The sequence below is a fragment of the Streptosporangium sp. LJ11 genome, assembly GCF_051918945.1.
Lineage (GTDB): Bacteria > Actinomycetota > Actinomycetes > Streptosporangiales > Streptosporangiaceae > Streptosporangium.
Genome location: NZ_JBPXMB010000005.1, coordinates 349,707 through 372,482, shown reverse-complemented (window position 1 = coordinate 372,482; position 22,776 = coordinate 349,707). Strand labels below are relative to the sequence as shown.

17 protein-coding genes and 1 pseudogene are annotated in these 22,776 nt (G+C 71.5%); 9 read left to right on the top strand and 9 right to left on the bottom strand.

Annotated elements, in window-relative coordinates; all coding sequences use genetic code 11:
* A pseudogene (locus ACTOQ3_RS10680) lies at positions 1–482 on the bottom strand (succinate--CoA ligase subunit alpha); the annotation flags it as partial.
* A gap of 79 nt (positions 483–561) precedes the next feature.
* Positions 562–1,725 carry an ADP-forming succinate--CoA ligase subunit beta gene (sucC, locus tag ACTOQ3_RS10675; RefSeq protein ID WP_440083175.1) on the bottom strand — a complete coding sequence of 388 codons (1,164 nt, stop codon included), beginning with the start codon at positions 1,723–1,725 and terminating at the stop codon, positions 562–564.
* A 99-nt stretch (positions 1,726–1,824) separates the two neighbouring features.
* Here sucC and ACTOQ3_RS10670 point away from each other — a divergent pair, with 99 nt between their 5' ends.
* The 3 genes from ACTOQ3_RS10670 (at position 1,825) to ACTOQ3_RS10660 (ending at position 4,773) form a co-directional block, all read left to right on the top strand.
* Complete coding sequence (locus ACTOQ3_RS10670) at positions 1,825–3,147, top strand: MFS transporter (RefSeq protein WP_440083174.1); 1,323 nt, start codon at positions 1,825–1,827, stop codon at positions 3,145–3,147.
* Between the two features lie 127 nt (positions 3,148–3,274).
* Positions 3,275–4,024: a GntR family transcriptional regulator gene (locus tag ACTOQ3_RS10665; RefSeq protein ID WP_440083173.1), complete on the top strand. Its 750-nt coding sequence runs from the start codon at positions 3,275–3,277 to the stop codon at positions 4,022–4,024.
* Positions 4,025–4,584: 560 nt separating this feature from the next.
* The gene (locus ACTOQ3_RS10660; RefSeq protein ID WP_440083172.1) at positions 4,585–4,773 is read left to right on the top strand and encodes a hypothetical protein; all 189 of its coding nucleotides are present in this window, start codon (positions 4,585–4,587) and stop codon (positions 4,771–4,773) included.
* Between the two features lie 55 nt (positions 4,774–4,828).
* Here the strand turns inward: ACTOQ3_RS10660 and ACTOQ3_RS10655 are convergent, their stop codons facing one another.
* The 7 genes from ACTOQ3_RS10655 to ACTOQ3_RS10625 all read right to left on the bottom strand — a co-directional run bounded on the left by ACTOQ3_RS10655 (position 4,829) and on the right by ACTOQ3_RS10625 (position 14,604).
* The gene (locus ACTOQ3_RS10655; RefSeq protein WP_440083171.1) at positions 4,829–5,914 is read right to left on the bottom strand and encodes a TerC family protein; all 1,086 of its coding nucleotides are present in this window, start codon (positions 5,912–5,914) and stop codon (positions 4,829–4,831) included.
* On the bottom strand, positions 5,911–6,426 hold the full coding sequence (locus ACTOQ3_RS10650; RefSeq protein WP_440083170.1) for a hypothetical protein: 516 nt from the start codon (positions 6,424–6,426) through the stop codon (positions 5,911–5,913). The genes ACTOQ3_RS10655 and ACTOQ3_RS10650 overlap by 4 nt, the downstream gene beginning before the upstream one ends.
* A 10-nt stretch (positions 6,427–6,436) precedes the next feature.
* Positions 6,437–7,843 carry an Nramp family divalent metal transporter gene (locus tag ACTOQ3_RS10645; protein ID WP_440083169.1) on the bottom strand — a complete coding sequence of 469 codons (1,407 nt, stop codon included), beginning with the start codon at positions 7,841–7,843 and terminating at the stop codon, positions 6,437–6,439.
* Between the two features lie 170 nt (positions 7,844–8,013).
* Positions 8,014–10,149 (bottom strand): acetate--CoA ligase family protein, encoded by a 2,136-nt coding sequence (locus ACTOQ3_RS10640; protein WP_440083168.1) that lies wholly within the window; start codon positions 10,147–10,149, stop codon positions 8,014–8,016.
* Positions 10,149–11,372, bottom strand: coding sequence for a formyl-CoA transferase (gene frc / locus ACTOQ3_RS10635; RefSeq protein ID WP_440083167.1), 1,224 nt, complete (start codon positions 11,370–11,372; stop codon positions 10,149–10,151). Before frc ends, ACTOQ3_RS10640 begins: the two co-directional genes overlap by 1 nt.
* A 10-nt stretch (positions 11,373–11,382) precedes the next feature.
* Positions 11,383–13,074, bottom strand: a complete 1,692-nt coding sequence (locus tag ACTOQ3_RS10630) for a thiamine pyrophosphate-binding protein (protein WP_440083166.1) — start codon at positions 13,072–13,074, stop codon at positions 11,383–11,385.
* A 78-nt stretch (positions 13,075–13,152) separates the two neighbouring features.
* Positions 13,153–14,604, bottom strand: coding sequence for a molybdopterin molybdotransferase MoeA (locus tag ACTOQ3_RS10625; protein WP_440083165.1), 1,452 nt, complete (start codon positions 14,602–14,604; stop codon positions 13,153–13,155).
* Positions 14,605–14,676: 72 nt separating this feature from the next.
* On the opposite strand from ACTOQ3_RS10625, the gene ACTOQ3_RS10620 reads away from it, so the two are divergent.
* From ACTOQ3_RS10620 to ACTOQ3_RS10595, 6 genes are all read left to right on the top strand, one after another.
* The gene (locus tag ACTOQ3_RS10620; protein ID WP_440083164.1) at positions 14,677–15,666 is read left to right on the top strand and encodes a 2-dehydropantoate 2-reductase; all 990 of its coding nucleotides are present in this window, start codon (positions 14,677–14,679) and stop codon (positions 15,664–15,666) included.
* A 46-nt stretch (positions 15,667–15,712) separates the two neighbouring features.
* Entirely contained in the window at positions 15,713–17,647 is a 1,935-nt protein-coding gene (locus tag ACTOQ3_RS10615; protein WP_440083163.1) for a molybdopterin oxidoreductase family protein, read from the top strand.
* A gap of 7 nt (positions 17,648–17,654) precedes the next feature.
* Positions 17,655–19,757, top strand: coding sequence for an NAD(P)H-dependent oxidoreductase subunit E (locus tag ACTOQ3_RS10610; protein WP_440083162.1), 2,103 nt, complete (start codon positions 17,655–17,657; stop codon positions 19,755–19,757).
* The gene (locus tag ACTOQ3_RS10605; protein WP_440083161.1) at positions 19,754–20,725 is read left to right on the top strand and encodes a 2Fe-2S iron-sulfur cluster-binding protein; all 972 of its coding nucleotides are present in this window, start codon (positions 19,754–19,756) and stop codon (positions 20,723–20,725) included. Before ACTOQ3_RS10610 ends, ACTOQ3_RS10605 begins: the two co-directional genes overlap by 4 nt.
* Positions 20,718–21,551: a formate dehydrogenase accessory sulfurtransferase FdhD gene (gene fdhD, locus ACTOQ3_RS10600; RefSeq protein WP_440083160.1), complete on the top strand. Its 834-nt coding sequence runs from the start codon at positions 20,718–20,720 to the stop codon at positions 21,549–21,551. The genes ACTOQ3_RS10605 and fdhD overlap by 8 nt, the downstream gene beginning before the upstream one ends.
* 234 nt (positions 21,552–21,785) lie before the next feature.
* Positions 21,786–22,766, top strand: a complete 981-nt coding sequence (locus ACTOQ3_RS10595) for a metal ABC transporter substrate-binding protein (protein WP_440083159.1) — start codon at positions 21,786–21,788, stop codon at positions 22,764–22,766.
* Positions 22,767–22,776: the final 10 nt, after the last annotated feature.

Genomic DNA, 22,776 nt, shown 5'->3' with positions numbered 1-22,776 from the left:
CCCGACTTCGAGACCAGGCCGATGCGGCCGGCGCTGGTGATGTCGGCCGGGATGATCCCCGCGTTGGAGGCGCCGGGACTGATCAGCCCCGGGCAGTTGGGGCCGATGATCCGGGTCCTGCCGCCCGCCGCCCGGGCGTGCGCCCAGAAGGCCAGCGTGTCGTGGACGGGGATGCCCTCGGTGATGACCACGCAGAGGCCGATCCCCGCGTCGACGGCCTCGATGACCGCGGCCTTGGCGAACCTCGGCGGCACGAAGACCACCGAGACGTCCGCCCCCGTCCGGGTGATCGCCTCGGCGACCGTGCCGAACACCGGCACGTCCCGCTCGGCGAAGTCGACCGTGCCGCCGCCCTTGCCGGGCGTGACACCGGCGACCACGTCGGTGCCCGCCGCGAGCATCCTGGCGGTGTGCCGTCTTCCCTCCGCGCCGGTCATGCCCTGCACGACCACCTTGCTGTGGCCTGTCAAGAAGATCGCCATGCTTGCCACTCCCTCTCCGTGCTCACGTGCCCTCCGTGGGCGGGACCGGCGGGCTCGCCGTGTCCGATGGTCGGCCCGCTCATGCCGCGGCGAGCCTGGCCGCCTCCTCGGCGGCGCCGTCCATGGTGGTGACCTGGCGGATCGCGGGGTGTCCGGCCTCGGTGAGGATCCGGCGGCCCTCCTCGGCGTTGTTGCCGTCGAGCCTCACGACGATGGGGCGGCTCAGGCCGCGGTCGCCGAGCAGCCCGAGCGCGGAGACGATGCCGTCGGCCACCGCGTCGCAGGCGGTGATGCCGCCGAAGACGTTGACGAGGACCGACCTGACGTCGGGGTCGGAGAGGATGATCTCCAGGCTGTTCGCCATGACCTGCGCGGACGCCCCGCCGCCGATGTCGAGGAAGTTGGCCGGGCGGACCCCGCCGAAGCGCTCCCCGGCCTGGGCGACGACGTCGAGGGTGCTCATCACCAGCCCCGCGCCGTTGCCGACGACCCCGACGCGGCCGTCGAGCTTGACGTAGTTGAGGCCCTTGGCCCTGGCCCGCGCCTCGAGGCCGCCGTCGCCGGGCCCGGCGGCCAGGGCCGCGTGCTCGTGGCGGAAGGCCGCGCCCTCGTCGAGGCTGACCTTGCCGTCGAGGGCGAGGATCGCGCTTCCCGCCGTCCACACCAGGGGGTTGACCTCGACCAGCAGGGCGTCCTCCTCCACCATGACCCGCCAGAGGCGGACCAGCACCTCGGCCACCGCGCCCTGGAGATCTGGGGGGAAGCCCGCCCGGGCCACCAGCTCGCGCGCGGCGTCCTCGTCGATCCCGGTCAGTGGGTCGATCGGCATCTTGACCAGTGCCTCGGGCCGGGTCGCGGCCACCTCCTCGATGTCCATGCCGCCGTGGACGGAGGCCATGGCGAGGAAACACCGGTTGGCCCGGTCGACGAGGTAGGCGACGTAGTACTCCTCGACCGGGATCGTGGCCGTCTCCACGAGCACGGTCTCGGCGGTGTGGCCCTTGATGTCCATGCCGAGGATGTGCCGGGCCTCCTGCTCGGCGGAGTCGGGGCCCGGGGCGGGCCGCACGCCCCCGGCCTTTCCCCGTCCGCCGGTCTTCACCTGAGCCTTGATGACCACCGGGACCCCGAGGCCGGCCGCGATCGCGCGGGCGCCCTCGGGAGTGGCCACGACCTCGCCGGTGGGGACGGGGACCCCGTGCCGCGCGAAGAGCTTCTTCGCCTCGTATTCGAACAGGTCCACGCGACCTCCCTGGATACGGTTCTTGTAGACGGTATACCGTATGGAAATCTAGCCGTCCAGGCCTCGACAGGGACTCCGGTGACGGATATTCCATACGGTATGGAGAAGACGCAGCTCGTACGAGACTGGCGGGGACGCGATTACCTCGTCGGCGACACCCCGCAGGATCTGATCAACCGTCCCCGGTCGTGGATGTTCTGGCTCCCCTGGGCCGCCATGGCCTCCATCGGCGCAATGCAGTACGGCTACGCGGCGGCGGTGCCCGCCCTGGCGCAGGCGCGCGGCTGGCCGCTCGCCTCGGCCCTGGCGCCACTGGCCGTCTGGATCGTCTGCCAGGCCGCCGTCGCCCTGCCCACCGTCCTGCTGCTGCGGCGCGGCGCGCTCGGGATCCGCGTCGCGCTGTGGGCCGGCGCACCGCTCAGCGCCGCGGCGCTGCTCACGACGGCCTTCGCCCGCGACCTCCCCACGGTCCTCGCCGGCTACGCCCTGCTCGGCGGCGTGGGCGCCGGCCTGGTGTACGGCTCGTGCACCGAGGCCGTCGCCCGCTGGTACCCCGAGCGCCCGGCCGCGAAGGTGGGCTTCACCACCGGCGCCTTCGCCTACGGCACGGCCCCGCTCGCGGTGGCGGCCGGCCTCTACGGGGCCGCGGGGAACACGGGGAACACGGGGAGCGCGCTCCAGCCGCTGTTCGCCGTGGCGGCGGTCGTCGCACTGGTCACGGTGGGCCTGGCGGCGACCTTCGTCCGCCTGCCGCCGCCGCACTGGTGGCCCGCCCACATCGACCCGCGCGCCTGGGCCGACGACCGGACCGCGCTGCGCAGGGAGCCTCGGGCCGTACGCCAGTTCTCCCTGAGCCAGGCGCTGCGGACGGGCTCACTCCCCACCCTGGTGTCGATCCTGGTCTGCGCGGGAGCGGTCTCCATCTTCGACGTGGTCGCGCTGGCGACCTTCGGCGGCCTCTTCCCCTGGGCGGCGGTGGCCCTGCTCCTGGTGCTCAACGGCGTGGGACGCGCCTGTGCCGTGCTCGCCGCCGAGGTGACCGGGCGGGGGCGCACGCTCAGCGCCGTGTTGGCCCTGCTCTGCCTGGGGCAGCTGCTGCTGGCCTGGGGGGCGGTGACCGGATCGGCCGTCATGATCCTGGTGGCGACGGTGCCCGCAGGCCTGGGCGGGGGCGCGTTCTACCCGCTCATCGCCAGCCTGGTCCGCGAATACTTCGGCGAGAGGCACACCGCCTCGATCCACGGCGTGGTCTACAGTGCGAAGGCGGTCGCCGGGCTCGTCGGGGTCGGCCTCGCCGCTTGGGCCCTGACCTCTTCCGGCCACGCCGCGGCGTTCTTCCTCGCCGCGGGCCTGGTGCTGGCCGCCGCGGCCCTCAGCGCCACGCTGCGCCAGCCCGGCCATCCGGTCACGCTTCCCGGATGAGCGATGATGTGATCAGACTCACCACGGACACCCTGTCCGAAACTGTATACTGTAGGCAGTCGACAACAGACAATGGGCTGGCCGGACGAGGGGCCGCCATATTTTCTCATCCTGGAGCTGAAGAGACATGGTGCGGTCGGAACTGGCGAACTCGGGAGCGGCGCCCAAGATCCCGCGCCCGACCACTCTCCGGGAGAGCGTTTTCGAGGCGATCCTGGAACTCATCGTGAACGGGAGCCTCAGTCCCGGCCAGCACCTCGCGGAGAGCGAGCTCGCCGAGCTGCTCGGCGTGTCGCGCCAGCCGGTCCGCGAGGCACTGCAGATGCTCAGCGGCGAGGGCTGGGTCGATCTCCGTCCCGGCCACGGGGCGTTCGTCCACGCGCCGACCGTGCAGGAGGCCGACCAGCTGCTCGCCGTACGCGCCCTGCTGGAGACCGAGTCGGCGCGGCTGGCCGCGCTCAACTCGGACGCCGCGGGCGTGGCCCGGCTGCGCGAGGTGTGCGCGCGCGGGCTCCGGGCCCTGGAGGCGGACGACATCGACACCTCGGTGGCGGCCAACTCCGAGTTGCACGCGCTGGTCACCGAGCTGTCCGGCAACGCGGTGCTGGCCGAGCTGGCCTCGCAGGTCTCCCGCCGCGTGCGGTGGTATCACACGCCGGTGGCCCGCCAGCGCGGCCGGGACTCCTGGGAGGAGCACGACCAGCTGATCAACGCCATCGAGGCACGCGACGAGATCAGGGCCGCGGAGATCATGCGCGACCACACCGAGCACACCCGCTCCTCCTACCTGGAGCAGCGAGCCTCGGAGCCCGTCGAGCCGGAGGAGCCCGCGCCCGCCACCCGCCGCCGGCGCCCGCGCTCACTCAGTGCGAGCTGACCCTCCGTCCTCTCGCGCGCGCCGACCCTCCCGGGCCGGCACGAGCCGATCACGACTCCTTCCCCTCCTGCTCGCGCCGGTCCGATCCGGCGCGAGCCATCCCCTCCCGTACGGGTTCGGCGCCGGCTCGATCCGGTGCGGGCCGATCGCCGCGACCCCTCTCGTGCCGGTCTGATCCGGCACGAGAGGATCTCGCGCGTCCCGGTCCCGGAGGGCGCGTCCGGGGAGGCACGTCAGAAGCACGTCCGGGAAAGCACGGAGGAACCCGTGCGGACCGGCACCCGAACCTCCGCGGACCGGCGTCGGCGAATCGAACGAACCGGCGGCGGATAATCCGGTGGATCGGCACCCGCCAATCCGTACGGTCCGGTAACACCCAATCAGTACCGGCCGGAAAAGCGCGGACGCCCCGCGCGGACCCGCAAGGAATCAGCCCCTCCCGGGCCTTTCCCGCATGGTTCGAGCAGCTCACGGGCCAGTTGACACAGAATTCACGACTCGCCCGTTTGAGTGAAACACCCAGGGCAGATACTTGAAGAAAGAATTGGTGGTGATGATCGATGAGAGCGTTTCTCAACAGGTTCCGTTTTCTCATCTCCGCACCGGTGGGCCATTCCGCCGACGGCCGGATGATGGGGCTCGGCCTCGCGACGGCCATGCGGAAGTACGGCTCGGCGGAGAACGCCGAGCGCCATCTGCGTCGCTGGGCGACCGAGCAGCGGACCGACGGGATCGACATTCCCAAATGAGCGAGCGGGAGGTCCCCACCGGGGAGACCACCCGCTCGCGACGGCCGGCCGCGCCTCAGCCGTCCGCGTGCGCCTCGCTCCGCCTCGCGGCGGGGTCGGCGGGGTCGAGGGCGTCGGAGGAACCGGGAGGGTCGGCCACCGGGTCCGTGGAACCGGCGGCCGGATTCTCCGCGGAGCCGTTCTGGTCCACCGGCGTGCGACCGCGGTCGCTTCTCGACTTGAGGAGGCTGGCCACGGTGGTGACGGCCAGCGTGCCGACGATGACCCCGAGGGAGACCAGGATGGGGATCTCCGGGGCCCAGGAGACGCCGTCGTGGTGCAGGGCCTCGAAGATGAGCTTGACGCCGATGAAGGCCAGGACGATCGACAGGCCCTTGCTGAGATAGACCAGGCGGTCGAGCAACCCGCCGATCAGGAAGAACAGCTGCCGCAGCCCCATCAGCGCGAAGGCGTTGGCGGTGAACACCAGGTAGGGCTCCTTGGTCAGCCCGAAGATGGCCGGGATGGAGTCGAGGGCGAACAGCAGGTCCGTGGTCCCGATCGCCACCATCACGATCAACATCGGGGTGACGGCACGGCGGCCGTCGACCATCACGGAGAGCGACGAGCCGTGGTAGTTCTCCGTGGTGGGAACGACCCGCCTGACCGTGCGCAGCGCGATGTTCTCGGAGAACTCCGCCTCCTCCTCCTCATGACCGATGAGCTTCCACGCGGTGTAGATGAGGAAGGCACCGAAGATGTAGAAGAGCCAGTCGAAGCGGGTCACCGCCTCCGCCCCGGCGGCGATGAAGGCGCCGCGCATGACGAGTGCCAGGACGATGCCGATCAGGAGCACCTTCTGCCGGTAGCGGTCCGGCACCGAGAAGCGGCTCATGATCAGCAGGAAGACGAACAGGTTGTCGACGCTGAGGGAGTACTCGGTGATCCAGCCGGCGAAGAACTCGCCGCCGTACGACGGCCCCGTGACCACCAGCAATCCCACGCCGAAGGCGATGGCGAGCGACACGTAGAAGATCACCCAGAACGTGCACTCGCGGAACGTGGGCTTTCGCGGATTGCGCGCCACGAGGTAGAAGTCGATGGCGAGTACGAGGCCGAAGCCGGCGATCGTGACCAGCCACACCCAGGTGGGAATGTTCAACGCGCTCCTTTCCGTGCGCGGCGGCGTTCCTTGGCGAGCCACAGCGCCTCAGCGTGCTCGACGTAGGCGGCGAGGAGTTCGCGCGCCCGCGGATTGCGCTCTCTCAGGCGCATCAACCAGTGGGGCATGAGCCTCTCGTGCAACCAGAGGAAGCCGATCGCGAAGCCGAGGCTCACCATGGCCTGGTAGGCCAGGAATCCCGCCACCCCGCCGGGCAGGCTGACGTGACCGAAGACGGCCAGGCCGGTGATCGTCTCCTGGAACAGCCGGGCCAGGGGGAAGCCGGCCAGCCAGTACAGACCCGCGGGGGCGAACAGCCCCGGTCTGAACAGGTTCTGGCCGAGCAGAATGGAGTATCCGGCCCCGAGGAGGCCCAGGGGAAGGGCCAGCGTCACCGCGGAGATCGCGGCCCAGCCGGCGGGCTGCCCTGCGAGCAGGGTCAGCCCCCCGGCCATGGCGCCGGCGACGGCTCCGATCAGCGCCCCGGGAAGGGCGAGTTCAGCTTGTCGCATCGGCACGGTCTCAGCCCACGACCACACCGAAGGCGAACAGGCTGTAGAGCAGCATCCCCAGATAGAAGACCGCCCCGAAGCCGATGATCAGGTTGGTCCAGATCTTCGGCCGGATCGGTTTGGGCAACATGCGGTTGTTCACCAGCAGGAGCGTCACGCAGTAGGCGCCCATGGCGAACGTGGACAGGAACGCCAGCGTGTCGAGAATCCCGCTCGGGCCGTCGGCCGGGCCGAACAGCAGGATCAGGATGCCGAACGCGATGACGCCCCACAGGAAGGCGGCGTACAGGCGGGACATCCCGAGCTTCTTCGCGCCGCGCACGAAGTGGAAGCTCATGTCCGCCTGACCCCGGGAGAAGGAGTCGAACAGGCCGAGGGTGGCGTTCAACCCGATCAGCGCGATGAATCCGAGGAAGACCCCGCCCAGCACCGAGCTGCCCGCCGAGGCGAAGGAGTCGGCCATCGCGTTCAGCGCCGCCTCCCGCTCCCCGGACTCGATCACGGCGCGGACGCCGGGGGTGTTCCTCGCCGCCGCCTGCGCGATCACCGTGAAGGAGACGGTGACCAGCATCGTGATGCCCCAGAAGAGCAGGAGCGCGTCGAAGGTGACCCAGCGCCGCCACCCCTTCCACTTGCGCATCTCCTCGGGGTTGTCGGTGTCGAACATGAAGCCGCGCGAGGGCATGGCCTCTTCCTCGCCGGCGTGCCGGAGACCGCGGACGGCGGGGATGTGGGCACCCATGCCGGCGCCGGAGTCACGCAGGTGCAGGGTGTACCACATCTGCTGCATTCCGGACGGTCCGGCGAAGGCGATCGAGCCCACGATCACCGGGAACCAGGCCTCCGAGAGCGCCTGCTGCGGCAGGTAGCCGAAGGCGAACATCCCGGTGACCGTGCTCGTCACGTCGCCCCAGGTGCCGACCATGGCCGCCACCACGGCGGTCCCGACGACGAGCGTGCCGATCAGGATCGACAGCACGTTCTCCAGCAGGTTGTAGATCACCTTCGCCAGGCTGAAGACGACGCCGACGAGTATCAGCCCCGCGACGGCTGTGATCACCCATGGAACGCCGGTGATCTGCTCGAAGGCGGCGGCCCCCGCGGACAGATGCCCCGGCCAGATGTAGACGAGGATCGCGACGACGAAGAAGAACCACATCAGGGGCTTGAAGACCCGGGCGGCGCCGAAGAAGATGCTCTCCCCCGTCGCCATGGCGTATCGGGCCATCTCCAGCATGACCACGGCCTGGAGGGTGACGCCGATGAGGAACAGCCACCGGATCTCCGGTCCGAACAGCAGGACCAGCCGAGGCCACATGTACGACTCGCCCATGCCCACGCCGAGCGCGACGAGGAACACCGTCGGCCCGAGGATGTGGATCGACGGGGGAGCGTCGGGCAGGGTGCGTATGGGCATCGGCTCCAGCCCGCCCGCCCGCCATACTTTTTCTTCCTGGCCGGATGCGGCGGCGGCTTCGCCGGGCTCCGCTGCAGCCGGTGTTCTCGATGTGTCCACCTGCGGACCTCCTGGGGGGTTGGTTGATCCTGCGAGTGCCCCGATTCGCCCCCTCGCTCATGAGGCGCGGCTCAGCCGCGCAGCAACCCTGCGGCCCTCGCCCAGCGATACTTGGCACCGAGCACGGCCACGGGCTTCTCCGTGGTGTACGGGTAGGCGATCACCCCGTTCGCGAAGAGATGGTCACAGGCCTGCTCGACCTCGGTGTCACCGGCCAGCGAGGCGACCACGGGCTTGTCGTTGCCCTTGGCCCGCTCCTCGGCCACGACCCGCGCGACCAGCTCGGCGAAGACCATCGGCGGGGTGACGATCGTGTGCCAGTAGCCGATCACCAGCGCGTGCACGCGGGGGTCGGTCAGGCCCAGCCTGATGGTGTTCTCGTAGGTGCTGGGCGGTTCGCCACCGGTGATGTCGACGGGGTTGCCCGCCGCCCCGAAGGGCGGGATGTAGGCGCGGAAGGCCTCGTCGAGATCCGGCGGGATCTCCATGAGGGTCAGTCCGTTGTCGACGCAGGCGTCGGAGAGCAGCACTCCCGAGCCGCCCGCCCCGGTGATGATGACGACGTTCTCCCCCTTGGGCGCGGGCATCAGCGGCAGCGCTCTGGCGTACTCGAGCATGTCGTTGAGGCCCGGGGCCCGCACGACGCCCGCCTGGCGGAGGATGTCGTCGTAGACCTTGTCGTCGCCGGCCAGCGCTCCGGTGTGCGAGCCCGCGGCCCGCGCGCCCATCGCGGTGCGCCCGGCCTTGAGCACGATCACCGGCTTCTTGGCGACCATCCGCTGGGCGGCCTCGACGAACCCGCGCCCGTCCTTGAGGTCTTCCAGGTGCATGGCCACGCAGTTGGTGTTGTCGTCCTGCTCGAAGAAGGTGAGCAGGTCGTCCTCGTCGACGTCGGCCTTGTTGCCGACCCCGACGATCGCCGAGACGCCCATCCCGGTGGTGCGGCTGAAGCCGAGGATGGCCATGCCGATGCCACCGCTCTGCGAGGTCAGCGCGACCCCGCCCTTCACGTCGTACGGCGTGCAGAACGTGGCGCACAGGTTTTCCGGCGTGTAGTAGTAGCCGTAGATGTTGGGGCCGAGCATCCGCATGCCGTGCTTGCGGGCGATCTCGACGATCTCCTGCTGGCCCTCGACGTTGCCCGTCTCGGCGAACCCGGAGGGGATCATGATGGCTCCCGCCACCCCCTTGCGCCCGGCCTCCTCCAGTGCCGCGGGCACGAACTTGGCCGGGATGGCGAAGACCGCCACGTCGACCTCGCCCGGCACGTCGGCGATGCTGGGGTAGGCGGGCAGCCCGAGGATCTCCGGGGCCTTCGGGTTGATCGGGTAGATGTGGCCCCGGTAGCCGCCGTTGATCAGGTTGCGCATGACCGAGTTGCCGATCTTGCCGGTCTCGCCGGAGGCGCCGATCACCGCGACGGCGCGCGGCTTGAAGATCCGGTTCATCCCGGCGAGGATCTCCTCCCGCGAGAGGCGGGCGGGCGCGGCGACGGGGTCGGCGTCGAGGAGGATGCGCACGTCGGCGGCCGTGGCCCCGTCGGCGGTGGCGAAGACGGGGTTCAGGTCCACCTCCGCGATCTCGGGAAAGTCCCCGACGAGCGCGCCGACCCGCTCGATCATGTTCGCCAGCGCCCCCCTGTCGGCCGCCTCCGCACCACGGACACCACGGAGCACCTCCGCCGCCCTGATGTCGTCCAGCATCCCGAGTGCATCATCACCCGAGAGGGGGGCCAGCCGGAAGGTCACGTCCTTGAGGACTTCGACGAGCACCCCGCCGAGCCCGAAGGCGACGACCTTGCCGAAGGTCTGGTCGGTGACCGCGCCGATGATCACCTCGTGCCCGGCACCGACCATGGCCTGCACCTGGACGCCGTCGATCGACGCCTCCGGGTCGTACGAGCGCGCGGAGGCCAGGATCCGGTCGTAGCCGGCGCGCACCGCGTCGAGGTCGGCCAGGCCGACGAGCACCCCGCCCGCCTCGGTCTTGTGCAGGATGTCGGGGGACACGATCTTGAGCACCACGGGCAGGCCGATCTCCCCGGCGAGCGACACCGCCTCCTCGGCCGAGGTCGCCACCCCCTCACCCGGGGTCGAGATGCCGTACGCCTGGCAGATCCTCCTGCCCTCGGGGGCGGTCAGCGCGGTGCGGCCCTCGGCACGGGCCTTGTCCAGCACCTCGCGTACGGTGGCCTGGTCATGCGCCATCAGATGACTCCGTTCGTCTTCAGCTCGGCCAGCTCGTCGGCGGACAGGCCGAGGCCGGCGTAGATCTCGGTGTTGTGCTCGCCGAGCAGGGGCGGTGCGGTGACGTCCACCGGCGAGTCCGACAGGTGCAGCGGGCTGCCGACCGTCACGAAGGAGCCGCGCTGGGGGTGGTCGACCTCGACCAGCGCGCCCTCCCGCCGCAGGCTCTCGTCCTCCAGCAGCTCCTTGGTGGACAGGATCGGGCCGCAGGGGATGTTGGCGGCGTTGAGCAGGTCGAGGACCTCCCACTTGTCGCGGGTGATGCTCCACTCCTCGATGAGCTGGAACATCTTGTCGAGGTTGGGCAGGCGCGCCTCGGGAGTGGCCCACTCGGGGTCGTCGGCCAGCTCGGGGCGGCCGATGATCCCGGCGAGCGGTGCCCAGCCGACCGGCTGCACGATGACGTAGATGTAGTCGTTGGGCCCGCCGGGGGCGCACCGCACGGCCCAGCCGGGCTGGCCGCCGCCCGAGGCGTTGCCCGAGCGCGGCACCTCGTCGCCGAAGGTCTTGTTGGGGTACTCCGACAGGGGCCCGTGTCCGAGCCGCTGCTGGTCACGGAGCTTCACCCGGCACAGGTTGAGCACCGCGTGCTGCATGGCCACCTGGACGCGCTGGCCGCGCCCGGTCTGCTCGCGCTGGTAGAGGGCGGCCAGGATGCCGGCCACGGCGTGGATGCCGGTGCCCGAGTCGCCGATCTGGGCGCCGGTGGCCAGCGGCGGGCCGTCCTCGAAGCCGGTGGTGCTCATCGAGCCGCCCATCGCCTGGGCGATCACCTCGTACGCCTTGAACTTGGCGTAGCGTCCCGGGCCGAAACCCTTGATCGAGGCGTAGACCAGCCGCGGGTTGAGCTCCTGGATCCGGTCCCAGGAGAACCCCATCCGGTCCACCGCGCCGGGCCCGAAGTTCTCCACCAGGATGTCGGAGTCGCGCAGCAGCTCGGTGAAGAGCTGCTTGCCGCGCTCGCTCTTCATGTTGAGGGTGATGCTGCGCTTGTTGCAGTTCAGCATCGTGAAGTAGAGGCTGTCGACGTCGGGGACGTCGCGCAGCTGCTTGCGGGTGATGTCGCCGGAGGGCGCCTCCAGCTTGATCACATCGGCGCCGAGCCAGGCCAGGAGCTGCGTGCAGGACGGACCCGACTGCACGTGGGTCATGTCGAGGACGCGGACACCTTCCAGTGCCTTCATGGGGTCCCCCTCACTTGTACATGGTCTGGTTCATGGTTCCGGGCGCGTAGACGTCCGGATCGACCCACACGTTGATCAGGGCGGGCTTGCCCGACTCGCGGGCACGCTCCAGCGCGGGCCTGATGTCGGCGGGGTCCCTGACCTCCTCGCCGTGGCCGCCCAGCATCCGGGCGAACTCGTCGTATCTGACGTCGCCGAGGGTGTTGCCGACCCGGCCGCGGTTCTCGCCGTACTTGGCGGCCTGGCCGTAGCGGATCTGGTTCATCGACGAGTTGTTGCCGATGACGCCGATGAACGGCAGGTCGAAGCGGACCATCGTCTCGAAGTCCCAGCCGGTGAGGCTGAACGCCCCGTCTCCGAAGAGGCAGAGCACCTCCTTGTCGGGCCTGGCGTACTTGGCCGCCATGGCGAAGGCGACGCCGACGCCGAGGGTGCCGAGCGGCCCGGGGTCCATCCAGTGCCCGGGCGACTTGGGCTGGACGACCTGACCGGAGAAGGTGACGATGTCGCCGCCGTCGCCGATGTAGATGGTGTCCTCGGTCATGAACTCGTTGATCTCGTGGACCAGGCGGTAGGGGTCGATCGGCTGCGCACCGGAGAGCTGGCGGGGCAGCCGCTTCTCGTAGGCCGCGGTCTCGACCGCGCGCAGCTCCTCCAGCCACTCCTTGCGCCGGGTCGCGCCGTTCTCGACACGGCCCGAGGCGGCCTGGGTGGCCGCGGCCAGGATCAGCCCGGCGTCACCGACGATGCCCAGGTCGACGTCGCGGTTCTTGCCGACGGTGCGGTAGTCGAGGTCGATCTGGACCACCGTCGCCGAGGGCGACAGGCGCTTGCCGTAGCCCATCCGGAAGTCGAACGGGGTGCCGACGATGATGATCAGGTCGGCGTTGGTGAAGGCGTAGCGCCGGGAGAGCTGGAAGTGGTGCGGGTCGCCGGGGGGCAGCGTGCCGCGGGCCGAGCCGTTCATGTAGGCGGGAATGTTGAGGGCGCGGACGAAGTTGATCGCGTCGTCGGTGCCCCGGGTGGTCCAGACCTGGCTGCCCAGCAGGACGCAGGGCTTCTCCGCGTGGGCCAGCAGGTCGGCGAGACGCTCGACGGCCTCGGGGTCTCCGGCCTGGCGTACCGAGGCACGGTAACGGCCCGCCTCGGGAATGCGGGCCTTGGAGAGCGGGACGCTGGCGTCGAGGACGTCGCGCGGGATCTCCAGGAAGGACGGCCCGGGAGCGCCGTGGTAGCACTCCCTGAAGGCCATCGAGACGATGTCGGCCACCCGCTCGGTCGAGGGGACCGTGGCCGCGAACTTGGTGATCGGGGTCATCATGTCGACGTGGGGCAGGTCCTGCAGCGAGCCCATCTTGTGCTGGCTCAGAGCCCCCTGCCCCCCGATGAGCAGCATGGGGCTCTCCGCCCTGAAGGCGTTGGCCACGCCGGTCACCGCGTCGGTGGTGCCCGGCCCCGCCGTCACGACCGCGCAACCCGGCTTGCCGGTGATCCGGGCGTAACCGTCGGCCGCGTGCGCCGCCACCTGCTCGTGGCGGACGTCGATGACCTCGATGCCCTCGTCGACGCAACCGTCGTAGATGTCGATGATGTGGCCGCCGCAGAGCGTGAAGATCACATCGATCCCCTCCGCCTTGAGCGCCTTCGCCACCAGGTGGCCTCCGGAGATGGTTTCCGGCGCCGTGTCCGCTGGCTGGGTCATTCTGGTGGTCCTCTCGATTGTGTTCTCCATACTGCATACCGTATGAGGGCAATGGTTACCCCCGGGGTCCAGGGATGTCTAGACCCTTTGTGCGGGCAGTGGGACGAGCTCGACCGGCTCGCCCCCCCACCCGGGCGGGACGACCGCGAGCGCCTCGGCGAGCGCGGCCCCCCACAGCGATCCCGGTCGGTCGTGCCCGACGGGCACCGCGCCGCGTCCGCCGCGCCGCACCGCGACCATGCGGGTGTCGGTGTGGTGGGGTCGTACGTGACCGGTCAGCGCGGACCGCTCGCGCGGGGCCTCGGGGCCGCCCGCGAGCGCCCGGACCGCCGGGGCGAGCAACGTCAGCGCGGCGACCAGGGCGGCGTAGGGATTGCCCGGCAGCCCCGCCACCAGGCGCCCGCCGGGGAGCCTGGCGAGGAGTTGCGGATGGCCGGGACGCACCGCGACGCCGTCGACGAGGATCTCCGCCCCGAGCCCGGCGAGCACCGCCCTCAGGTGGTCGGCGGGCCCCTTCGACGAGGCGCCGCAGACCACGATCACCTGGCCCGGCGGACCGTCCGGGGTCCCCGCGAGCGCGACGGCCAGCGCCCGCGCCCCGTCGGGCAGCCACCGCGGCGCCTCGGTGCGGCCGCCCGCCCACTCGACGAGCCCCGGCAGCATCGGACCGATCGCGTCGCGCACCCGCCCCGGGCCCGGCAGCCCACGCGTCACCACCTCGTCGCCCGTGACCAGCACGGACACCAGCGGTCTGGGCCGTACGCGGAGCACGTCGTGCCCGAGCCCTGCCGCCAGGCCGAGGACCGCGGGCGTGACGGCCGAACCGGCCGTGAGCACCACGGTCCCCAGCGGGCAGTCCTCACCGCGCCGCCGGATGTGCCTGCCGGGCTCGACCGCCCCCGCCGGGGCCGACACCCACTCGCCGGCCGGCTCGCCCGCCGGCCACGGCTCCCCGCCCCGCGGCGCGAACCGGCCGAGCGGCGGCGCGAACCGGCCCGGCGGCACGGATCGGTCCGGCGGCACGGATCGGTCCGGCGGCCCGCCCCCGGGGACCGGTCCGGCCCCCGGCGCCCCGCCGGTCCGTACGGCCAGCTCGTAGGGCAGCACCGCCTCGGCCCCCTCGGGCACCGGGGCACCGGTGGCGATCTCCACCGCCGTGCCGGGCGCGAGCGCGGCCCCGAAGGGCGCGCCCCCGGCCAGCACGAGGCCCGCGATCCGCCAGGGTGGATCACCCGCGACCGCGTAGCCGTCCATCGCGGCCACGTCGGCGCCCGGCACCGGGACGAGGGCGTGCAGCGGCGCGGCCAGGCGGCAGCCGTACGCCAGATGGAGGGGGAGGTCGACCGGGGGGAGCGGCCCCGCGGCGGACGCGGCGACCCGGCGGGCCGACTCCCACGGGAGCGTCTCCGCGGGGGCGCCGCGGTGCGACGCTCCCTCGGTCGGCCCGCCGGGTCGCGGCGGGGGCTGCGAGGGCGTGGTGCCCGGATCGCGGGACGGGGCTTCGTGGACGGTGGATCGGGGGACGGCCATCGGCGGCTCCTTGACCGGATTTTTTCCATACTGTATACCGAATGCACTATGGACGCGAGGACGGAGCCTCTTGTGAAAGTCGCTGTTCTTGGCGCCGGCGCCATCGGCGCCTACGTCGGCGCCGCCCTGTGCAGGGCGGGCGCCGAGGTGCATCTGATCGCCCGCGGAGAGCACCTCGCGGCGATGCGCGAATCGGGAGTGCGCGTGCTGAGCCCGCGCGGAGACTTCACCGCCCACCCCCACACCACCGACGACCCCCGCGAGGTCGGCCCGGTGGACCACGTCTTCCTCGGCCTCAAGGCCAACTCCTACGCGGCGGCCGGGCCCATGATCCGGCCGCTGCTCCACGAGACCACCGGCCTCATCGCGGCCCAGAACGGCATCCCGTGGTGGTATTTCCACCGGCTGCCCGGCCCCTACCAGGGCCACGTGATCGAGAGCGTCGACCCCGGCGGGGCGGTCACCGCCGCCCTGCCGCTGGAGCGCGCCATCGGATGCGTCGTCTACGCGGCGACGGAGATCGAGGCGCCCGGCGTGATCCGCCACCTGGAGGGCACCCGCTTCTCCATCGGCGAGCCCGACGGCTCCCTCTCCTCACGCTGCGTCGACTTCAGCGCCGCCATGATCGAGGGCGGGCTGAAATGTCCCGTCGAGACGGATCTGCGGCGCGACATCTGGATCAAGCTCATGGGCAACATCGCCTTCAACCCGATCAGCGCGCTCACCCGGGCGACCATGGCGGGCATCTGCCGTCACCGCGGGACGCGCGACCTCGTCGTCACCATGATGCGCGAGACCGTCGACGTGGCCCGCCGGGTGGGCTGCGAGCCGGACATCTCAATCGAGCGCCGGATCGCGGGCGCCGAGCGGGCGGGGGAGCACAAGACCTCCACGCTCCAGGACCTGGAGAAGGGCAAGCCCCTGGAGCTCGACGTGCTCCTCGCCGCCGTTGTGGAACTGGCCGACCTGACCGGCGCCGAGGTGCCCACGCTACGGGCGATCCACGCGGTCGCCGACCTCCTGGACGAGCGGGTCCGGGAAAACCTTGCCGCCGCCAGTTAATACGACATACCGTAGACTGTATACAGGACTGTCGAAAGGATGGGGTATGAAGAGGGACCGCGGGGACCGCGCCGAGCACTACGACCGGCTCACCCATCCCCTTGTCCGTGAAGACGGCGTGCTGCGCCGCGCCACCTGGGACGAGGCGCTGCAACGGGCCGCGGAGGGCTTCCGGCGCAATGTCGAGCAACACGGGCCCGACTCCTTCGCGATGCTGTCGTGCGCCCGTTCCACCAACGAGATGAACTACGTGGGCCAGAAGTTCACCCGGGTCGTGATCGGCACCAACAACGTCGACTCCTGCAACCGCACCTGCCACGCCCCGAGCGTGGCGGGCCTGTCCGCGGCCTTCGGCAGCGGCGGCGGCACCTCCTCCTACCAGGAGGTGGAGGACGCCGACGTGATCCTGATGTGGGGCTCGGCGGCGCGCAACGCGCACCCGATCTTCTTCCACCACGTGCTCAAGGGGATAAGGAAGGGCGCCCGCATGTTCGCGGTCGACCCCCGCCGCACGGGCACCGCCGAGTGGGCCGACCTCTGGCTGGGCCTCAACGTGGGCACCGACATCCCGCTCGCGCACGCGGTGGCCCGGGAGATCATCCACGCGGGGCTGCACAACGCCTCGTTCATCGAGCGCGCCACCGAGGGCTTCGAGGAGTTCGCCGCCTCGGTCGAGCCGTGGACGCTCCCGGTGGCCGAGCAGGTCACCGGCGTGCCCGCGGCCGCCATCCGGGAGCTCGCGCACGCCTACGCCAGGGCCGACCGCGCCCAGCTGTGCTGGACGCTCGGCATCACCGAGCACCACAACGCCACCGACAACGTGCGCGCCCTCATCAACCTGGCGCTGCTCACCGGCCACGTCGGGCGCTACGGTTCGGGCCTGTCCCCCCTGCGCGGCCAGAACAACGTGCAGGGCGGCGGGGACATGGGAGCCATCCCCAACCGGCTGCCCGGCTTCCAGGACATCCTCGACCCGGAGATCCGCGTCAAGTTCGAGCAGGCGTGGGATGCACCCATCCAGCCGCGCTACGGCCGCAACCTCACCGAGATGCTGGAGGGGATGGCCGAGGGCGAGGTCACCACCTGCTACCTCATCGGGGAGAACCCGGTGCAGTCCGAGGCCGACTCGCTGAACTGCGTCAAGCGGCTCAGCATGCTCGACCACCTGGTCGTGCAGGACATCTTCCTGACCAAGACCGCCCAGATGGCCGACGTGGTGCTGCCGGCGGGCGCGGCCTGGTGCGAGAGCGAGGGCACCTTCACCAACAGCGAGCGGCGGGTGCAGCGGGTCCGCAAGGCGCTCCAGGCTCCGGGCGAGGCCCGCGACGACATCTGGATCCTCTGCGAGCTGGCCCGCCGCCTGGGCCACGACTGGAACTACACCGGTGCCGAGGAGGTCTGGGACGAGCTCCGCGCCCTCTCCCCCGCCCACACCGGCATGACCTACGACAGGCTCGACAAGCTGCAGGGCATCCAGTGGCCCTGCCCGTCGGAGGACTCCCTCGAACCGCCCTTCCTGCACGGGCGGCTCTGGGAGAGCGACCCGGCCCGGCGGGGCAGGGCCGCGCCGTTCGCGGTGCTCGAACACTCCCCGCCGGTCGACCTGCTCGACGACGAATATCCCCTGCGGCTCACCACCGGCCGCCGTCTCGACTCCTACAACACCGGCGTGCAGTCGTCCGGGTTCGCCTCGCCGCTGCGCAGGGGCGAGAACATCGAGCTGTCCCCCGAGGACGCCGCGCGGCTGGGGGTGAGTCCCGGCGAGGAGGTCAGGATCAGCTCCCGGCGCGGCTCGGTCGTCGCCCCCGTCCACATCGACCCGGCCCTGCGTCCCGGCCTGGTCTTCATGACGATGCACTTCCCCGACGAGGTCGACACCAACTCCCTCACCATCGAGGCCACCTGCCCGATCGCGGGCACCGCGGAGTTCAAGGCCGCCGCCGTGCGCGTCGACAAGCTCGTACCCGCGAAGGCCGGGTGAAGGGGGCGTGGATCTCCGGTTCAGTGACGCCCGGCCTTCGGCCGAGGAACGCGCCGCCGTCGACGCCTTCCTCGGCGCCCCCGCGACGGGCTGGGAGGGCGGCGCCCGCTCGGACGACGACCTGCGGATCGCCGTCGGCGGACACGAGGCCCGCAACAGGCGCGATCTCCTGCTCCCCGCGCTGCACGCGGTCAACGACAGGATCGGGTGGATCAGCGAGGGAGCCCTCGACTACATCTGCCGCCGCCTGACCGTGCCGCCCGCCGAGGCGTACGGGGTGGCGACCTTCTACTCGCTGTTCTCCGTGAAGCCGCGACCGGCGCGGGTGCTCCACGTCTGCACCGACCTGGCCTGCCAGGCGCGCGGCGCCGACGCGGTGCGGCGGAGCACCGAGGAGAGGCTCGGCCCGCCCGGCATGTCCTGGCAGCCGAGCCCCTGTCTCGGCCTGTGCGAGCGGGCACCCGCCGCACTGGCCCTGCAGGCCGGTGAGTTCCCGGGGGCGACCGTGTACGGCCCGGCCGAACCGGCACCGGCCTCCACCGGTGGCGCGAACGGACACGGCGGCCCGGACGGGGGCGGCGCCAACGGAAGCGGCGCGGCCAACGGAGCCGGCCGGGCCCACGACACCGGCGACGCGAGCGGCACGGGCGACGTCGGCAACGCGGGCGACGCTCGTGCCGCGGAGGGCGCCGACGGCACGGGCGGCACGGGCGACGCCGACCACGCGGACGGCACGAGCGGCGCCGGCGGCGCGGGCGACGCGAGCAAGGTGAGGGACCTCAGCAAGCTCGGCGGTCTCAGCGGCATGGACGCCACCGGCGGCCCCGCCCTGGCCGAGCGTGCGGAGCCCCCCGCCGAGCACGCCGTCCCGCAGGCGGGCGACCCCTCCCTCGTGCTGCTGCGCCGGGTGGGCGTCGTCGACCCGGCGAGCCTGGACGACTACCGGGCCGAGGGCGGCTACACCGCGCTGCGCGAGGCCGTCAGGATCGGCCCCGCCGGTGTCATCCGCGAGGTGCTCGAATCCGGTCTCGTCGGGCGGGGCGGGGCGGCGTTCCCCACCGGGCGCAAGTGGGAGGCCGCGGCCCGCCAGCTCGACCACCCCCACTACCTGGTCTGCAACGCGGACGAGAGCGAACCGGGCACCTTCAAGGACCGCGTGGTCATGGAGGGCGACCCGTACGCGCTGGTGGAGGCGATGACCATCGCCGCGTACGCCACCGGCTGCCCCAAGGGCTACCTCTACATCCGCGGGGAGTATCCCCGGGCGATCAGCCGGATGGCCCACGCCATCGAGGTCACCCGTGCGCGCGGCCTGCTCGGGGCCGATGTCATGGGGCAGGGCTTCGCCTTCGACATCGAGATCAGGCGCGGCGCGGGCGCCTACATCTGCGGCGAGGAAACCGCGATCTTCAACTCGATCGAGGGCTTCCGCGGCGAGCCGCGCAGCAAACCGCCCTTCCCCGTGGAGAAGGGCCTGTTCGGCAAGCCCACCGTGGTCAACAACGTCGAGACCCTGGTCAACGTGCTGCCCATCCTGGCCGGCGGGGCGGCCGCCTACGCGGCGACCGGCACGGAGGGCTCGACGGGCACCAAGCTGTTCTGCGTCTCGGGCACGGTCGCCAGACCGGGCGTCTACGAGCTGCCGTTCGGCGCCACCCTGCGCGAGCTCCTCGACCTGTCCGGGGGCGCGACCGGGCAGCTCCGGGCGGTGCTGCTGGGCGGCGCGGCCGGCGGATTCGTCCGCCCGGACGAGCTCGACGTCCCGCTGACCTTCGAGGGCACCCGGGCGGCCGGCACGACACTGGGTTCGGGCGTGGTCCTGGTGCTCGACGACAGCGTCGACCTGGCGCACATCCTCGTGCGCATCGCGGAGTTCTTCCGCGACGAGTCGTGCGGGCAGTGCGTGCCCTGCCGGGTGGGCACCGTGCGGCAGGAGGAGGCGCTGCACCGGCTGCGCCGCAGGCCCACCTCCGGTGACATCGCGCTGCTGCGGGAGGTCGGCCAGGCCATGCGCGACGCCTCGATCTGCGGGCTCGGCCAGACCGCCTGGAACGCCGTCGAGTCGGCCATCGACCGGCTGGGCGTCTTCTCCCCCTCGGAGGCATCATGAGTGTTCCCCTGCAGCCGCCCCGGCGGCTGATCGAGATGACCGTCGACGGCGACCCGGTCCGGGTGCCGGAGGGCTCGACCGTGCTGGACGCCTGCTCGGCGGCGGGCAAGGACATCCCGACCCTCTGCTACGGCGACACCCTCACCCCGAAGAACGCCTGCCGGGTCTGCGTGGTCGAGGTCGAGGGCGCCCGTACGCTCGCCCCCGCCTGCTCGCGCAGGGCCGAGCCCGGCATGGCCGTCGGCACCGCGACCGAGCGTGCCCGGCACAGCCGCAAGATCGTCCTGGAGCTGCTGGCCTCGACGGCCGACCTGTCCACCACACCACGCGCGGCCGAGTGGATCGAGGAGTACGGCGCGCGGCCCGACCGCTTCGGCGAGGAGGCCGCCACGGTCGCGCAGCCCGCGAAGGTCGACAACGACCTCTACGTGCGCGACTACTCCAAGTGCATCCTCTGCTACAAGTGTGTCGACGCCTGCGGCGACCAGTGGCAGAACAGCTTCGCCATCTCGGTCGCCGGGCGGGGCTTCGACGCGATGATCTCGACCGAGCACGACGCCCCGCTCACCGACTCCGCCTGCGTCTACTGCGGCAACTGCGTGGAGGTCTGCCCCACCGGGGCGCTGTCGTTCAAGAGCGAGTTCGACATGCGTGCCGCGGGCAGCTGGGACGAGTCCCGGCAGACCGAGACGACGACGATCTGCAGCTACTGCGGGGTCGGCTGCAACCTGACCCTGCACGTGCAGGACAACCGGATCGTCAAGGTGAGCTCGCCGCACGACAACCCGGTCACCCACGGCAACCTGTGCATCAAGGGCCGCTTCGGCTTCCAGCACGTCCAGAACGTGGCCACCTCGGAGGACACGATCCCCCTCTCCGGCCCTGCTTCCGTACCCGCCTCCGTACCCGTCCCCGGTTCCGCCTCCGGACCTGTCCCCGGCACGCGGACGGCCTCCGCCGATGGGTAGGGTCACCGTCAAGCGCCGGGTCCTGCGGCTGCGGGAGGCCGCGGCCGCCCACCGGGTCGACGTGCTGGCGGCCGAGGAGCCGCTGGAGATCCGGCTCGACGGACGGCCGCTCACGATCACCATGCGCACGCCGGGCGACGACTTCGACCTGGCGGCGGGCTTCCTGGTGAGCGAGGGGGTGGTCACCTCCGCCGAGGAGGTCACCGCGATCCGCTACTGCGCGGGCGCCACCGCCGACGGCGCCAACACCTACAACGTGCTCGACGTCAGGCTGGCCGCGGGCACCTCCCCGCCGGCGACCTCCCTGGAGCGCAACTTCTACACCACCTCCTCGTGCGGGGTGTGCGGCAAGGCCTCGCTCGACGCGGTCCGCACGGTCGCGAAATGGCGGGTGGACGGCGATCCCGCGCCGGTGACGGCCGAGGTGATCGCGGCGCTGCCCGACCGGCTTCGCGCGGCGCAGCGGGTGTTCGACCGGACCGGCGGCCTGCACGCCGCGGGCCTGTTCACGCTCGGCGGCGACGTGCTCTGCGTGCGCGAGGACGTGGGCCGGCACAACGCGGTGGACAAGCTGGTGGGCTGGGCGCTGCGCGACGGGCGCCTGCCGCTGGCCTCGACCGTGCTCATGGTGTCGGGACGCGCCTCCTTCGAGCTGGTCCAGAAGGCGGTGATGGCCGGTATCCCGATCCTCGCCGCCGTCTCGGCCCCCTCCTCGCTGGCCGTGGAGCTGGCCGCCGAGACGGGGCTGACACTCATCGGGTTCGTCAGGGGCAGCTCGATGAACGTCTACACCGGGGAAGGACGCGTCGGCCTGGTCCCCGGCTGAGCCCGGGCCGGGATCACCGCGTTCCCCCACCACCGACCGCCGAGGCCGGAGAGCGGCGGCTCCCCGGCCCGGCGACGAGAGCCCGGCCCGCGATACTCGCCCCCTTCGCCGGCCGGGCTCTCTGACGCCCGCCGTCCGGAGGCCCGCCGTCCGAAGGCCTCCCGTTCCCGGTCGCGGGCATCGCGCGAGACCCGACTTTGACAACCATTTTCATTTACGCGCATACTAGCTAGCATGATGTCCGAGTCCTCCCGACGTATCCGCATACGTAATGCCAGCCTGGCCGCGTCCGCCGTCCTCCTCGCCGCCGTCACCGCCTGCGGTGCCGAGGCCGGCTCGACCACCGGCGGCTCATCCGGGGAGGCATCGGGCGTTTCCGCGGACGGGAAACCCGCCGTCACCGCGGCCATGTATCCCCTGCAGTGGCTCGCCGAGCGGGTGGGCGGTCCCGACGCGACCGTCGCCGGCCTGACCAAGCCCGGCGTCGAGCCGCACGATCTGGAGTTGTCCCCGCTCCAGGTGGCCGGGCTGGAGAAGACGGGGCTCGTCGTCTACATCAAGGGCGTCCAGCCCGCGGTGGACGAGGCCGTCGAGCAGCACGCCGCCGACCGGGCCTTCGACGCGGCCACCTCGGTCACCCCCCTTCCCGCGGTCGCGGAGGAGGAGGACCACGGTGAGGAGGGGCACGACCACGAGGAGACCGGTCACGACCCCCACCTCTGGCTCGACCCGGCCCGCTTCGCGACGGTCGCCACCAAGCTCGGCGAGAGGCTGGCCACCGCCGACCCCGCGCACGCGCGGGGTTACCGGGACCGCGCCGCCGCCACCGCCGCCGACCTCACCACCCTGGACGGGGAGCTGGCCAAGGGCCTGGCCACCTGTTCCTCGGACGCGATCGTCACCAGCCACGCCGCTTTCGGCTATCTCGCCGACCGCTACAAGCTGCACCAGATCGGTATCAGCGGCCTCGACCCCGACGGCGAGCCCTCTCCCGCTCGCCTCGCTGAAGTGGCAAAAGTGGCCAAGCAGGAGAAAGTAACTACGATTTTCACCGAAACCCTCGTCAGCCCGAAGGTCGGCGAGATTCTCGCCCAGGAGGTCGGTGCGAAGACCGCGGTCCTCGATCCGGTGGAGAGCCAGCCGTCGAACGGCGACTACCTGTCCGCCATGCGCCAGAACCTCTCCACACTCCAGGCAGCCCTCGGCTGCTCGTAAAGGCCACACG

What these genes read in the sequence shown, in the direction of transcription:
- ACTOQ3_RS10605 (WP_440083161.1), top strand. Translation starts at nt 19,754, where the DNA reads ATGAGTGTTCCCCTGCAGCCGCCCCGGCGGCTGATCGAGATGACCGTC.
- ACTOQ3_RS10650 (WP_440083170.1), bottom strand. Translation starts at nt 6,426, where the DNA reads ATGCGACAAGCTGAACTCGCCCTTCCCGGGGCGCTGATCGGAGCCGTC.
- ACTOQ3_RS10665 (WP_440083173.1), top strand. Translation starts at nt 3,275, where the DNA reads ATGGTGCGGTCGGAACTGGCGAACTCGGGAGCGGCGCCCAAGATCCCG.
- ACTOQ3_RS10630 (WP_440083166.1), bottom strand. Translation starts at nt 13,074, where the DNA reads ATGACCCAGCCAGCGGACACGGCGCCGGAAACCATCTCCGGAGGCCAC.
- ACTOQ3_RS10640 (WP_440083168.1), bottom strand. Translation starts at nt 10,149, where the DNA reads ATGGCGCATGACCAGGCCACCGTACGCGAGGTGCTGGACAAGGCCCGT.
- fdhD (WP_440083160.1), top strand. Translation starts at nt 20,718, where the DNA reads ATGGGTAGGGTCACCGTCAAGCGCCGGGTCCTGCGGCTGCGGGAGGCC.
- ACTOQ3_RS10595 (WP_440083159.1), top strand. Translation starts at nt 21,786, where the DNA reads ATGATGTCCGAGTCCTCCCGACGTATCCGCATACGTAATGCCAGCCTG.
- frc (WP_440083167.1), bottom strand. Translation starts at nt 11,372, where the DNA reads ATGAAGGCACTGGAAGGTGTCCGCGTCCTCGACATGACCCACGTGCAG.
- ACTOQ3_RS10615 (WP_440083163.1), top strand. Translation starts at nt 15,713, where the DNA reads ATGAAGAGGGACCGCGGGGACCGCGCCGAGCACTACGACCGGCTCACC.
- ACTOQ3_RS10645 (WP_440083169.1), bottom strand. Translation starts at nt 7,843, where the DNA reads ATGCCCATACGCACCCTGCCCGACGCTCCCCCGTCGATCCACATCCTC.
- ACTOQ3_RS10670 (WP_440083174.1), top strand. Translation starts at nt 1,825, where the DNA reads ATGGAGAAGACGCAGCTCGTACGAGACTGGCGGGGACGCGATTACCTC.
- ACTOQ3_RS10660 (WP_440083172.1), top strand. Translation starts at nt 4,585, where the DNA reads ATGAGAGCGTTTCTCAACAGGTTCCGTTTTCTCATCTCCGCACCGGTG.
- ACTOQ3_RS10625 (WP_440083165.1), bottom strand. Translation starts at nt 14,604, where the DNA reads ATGGCCGTCCCCCGATCCACCGTCCACGAAGCCCCGTCCCGCGATCCG.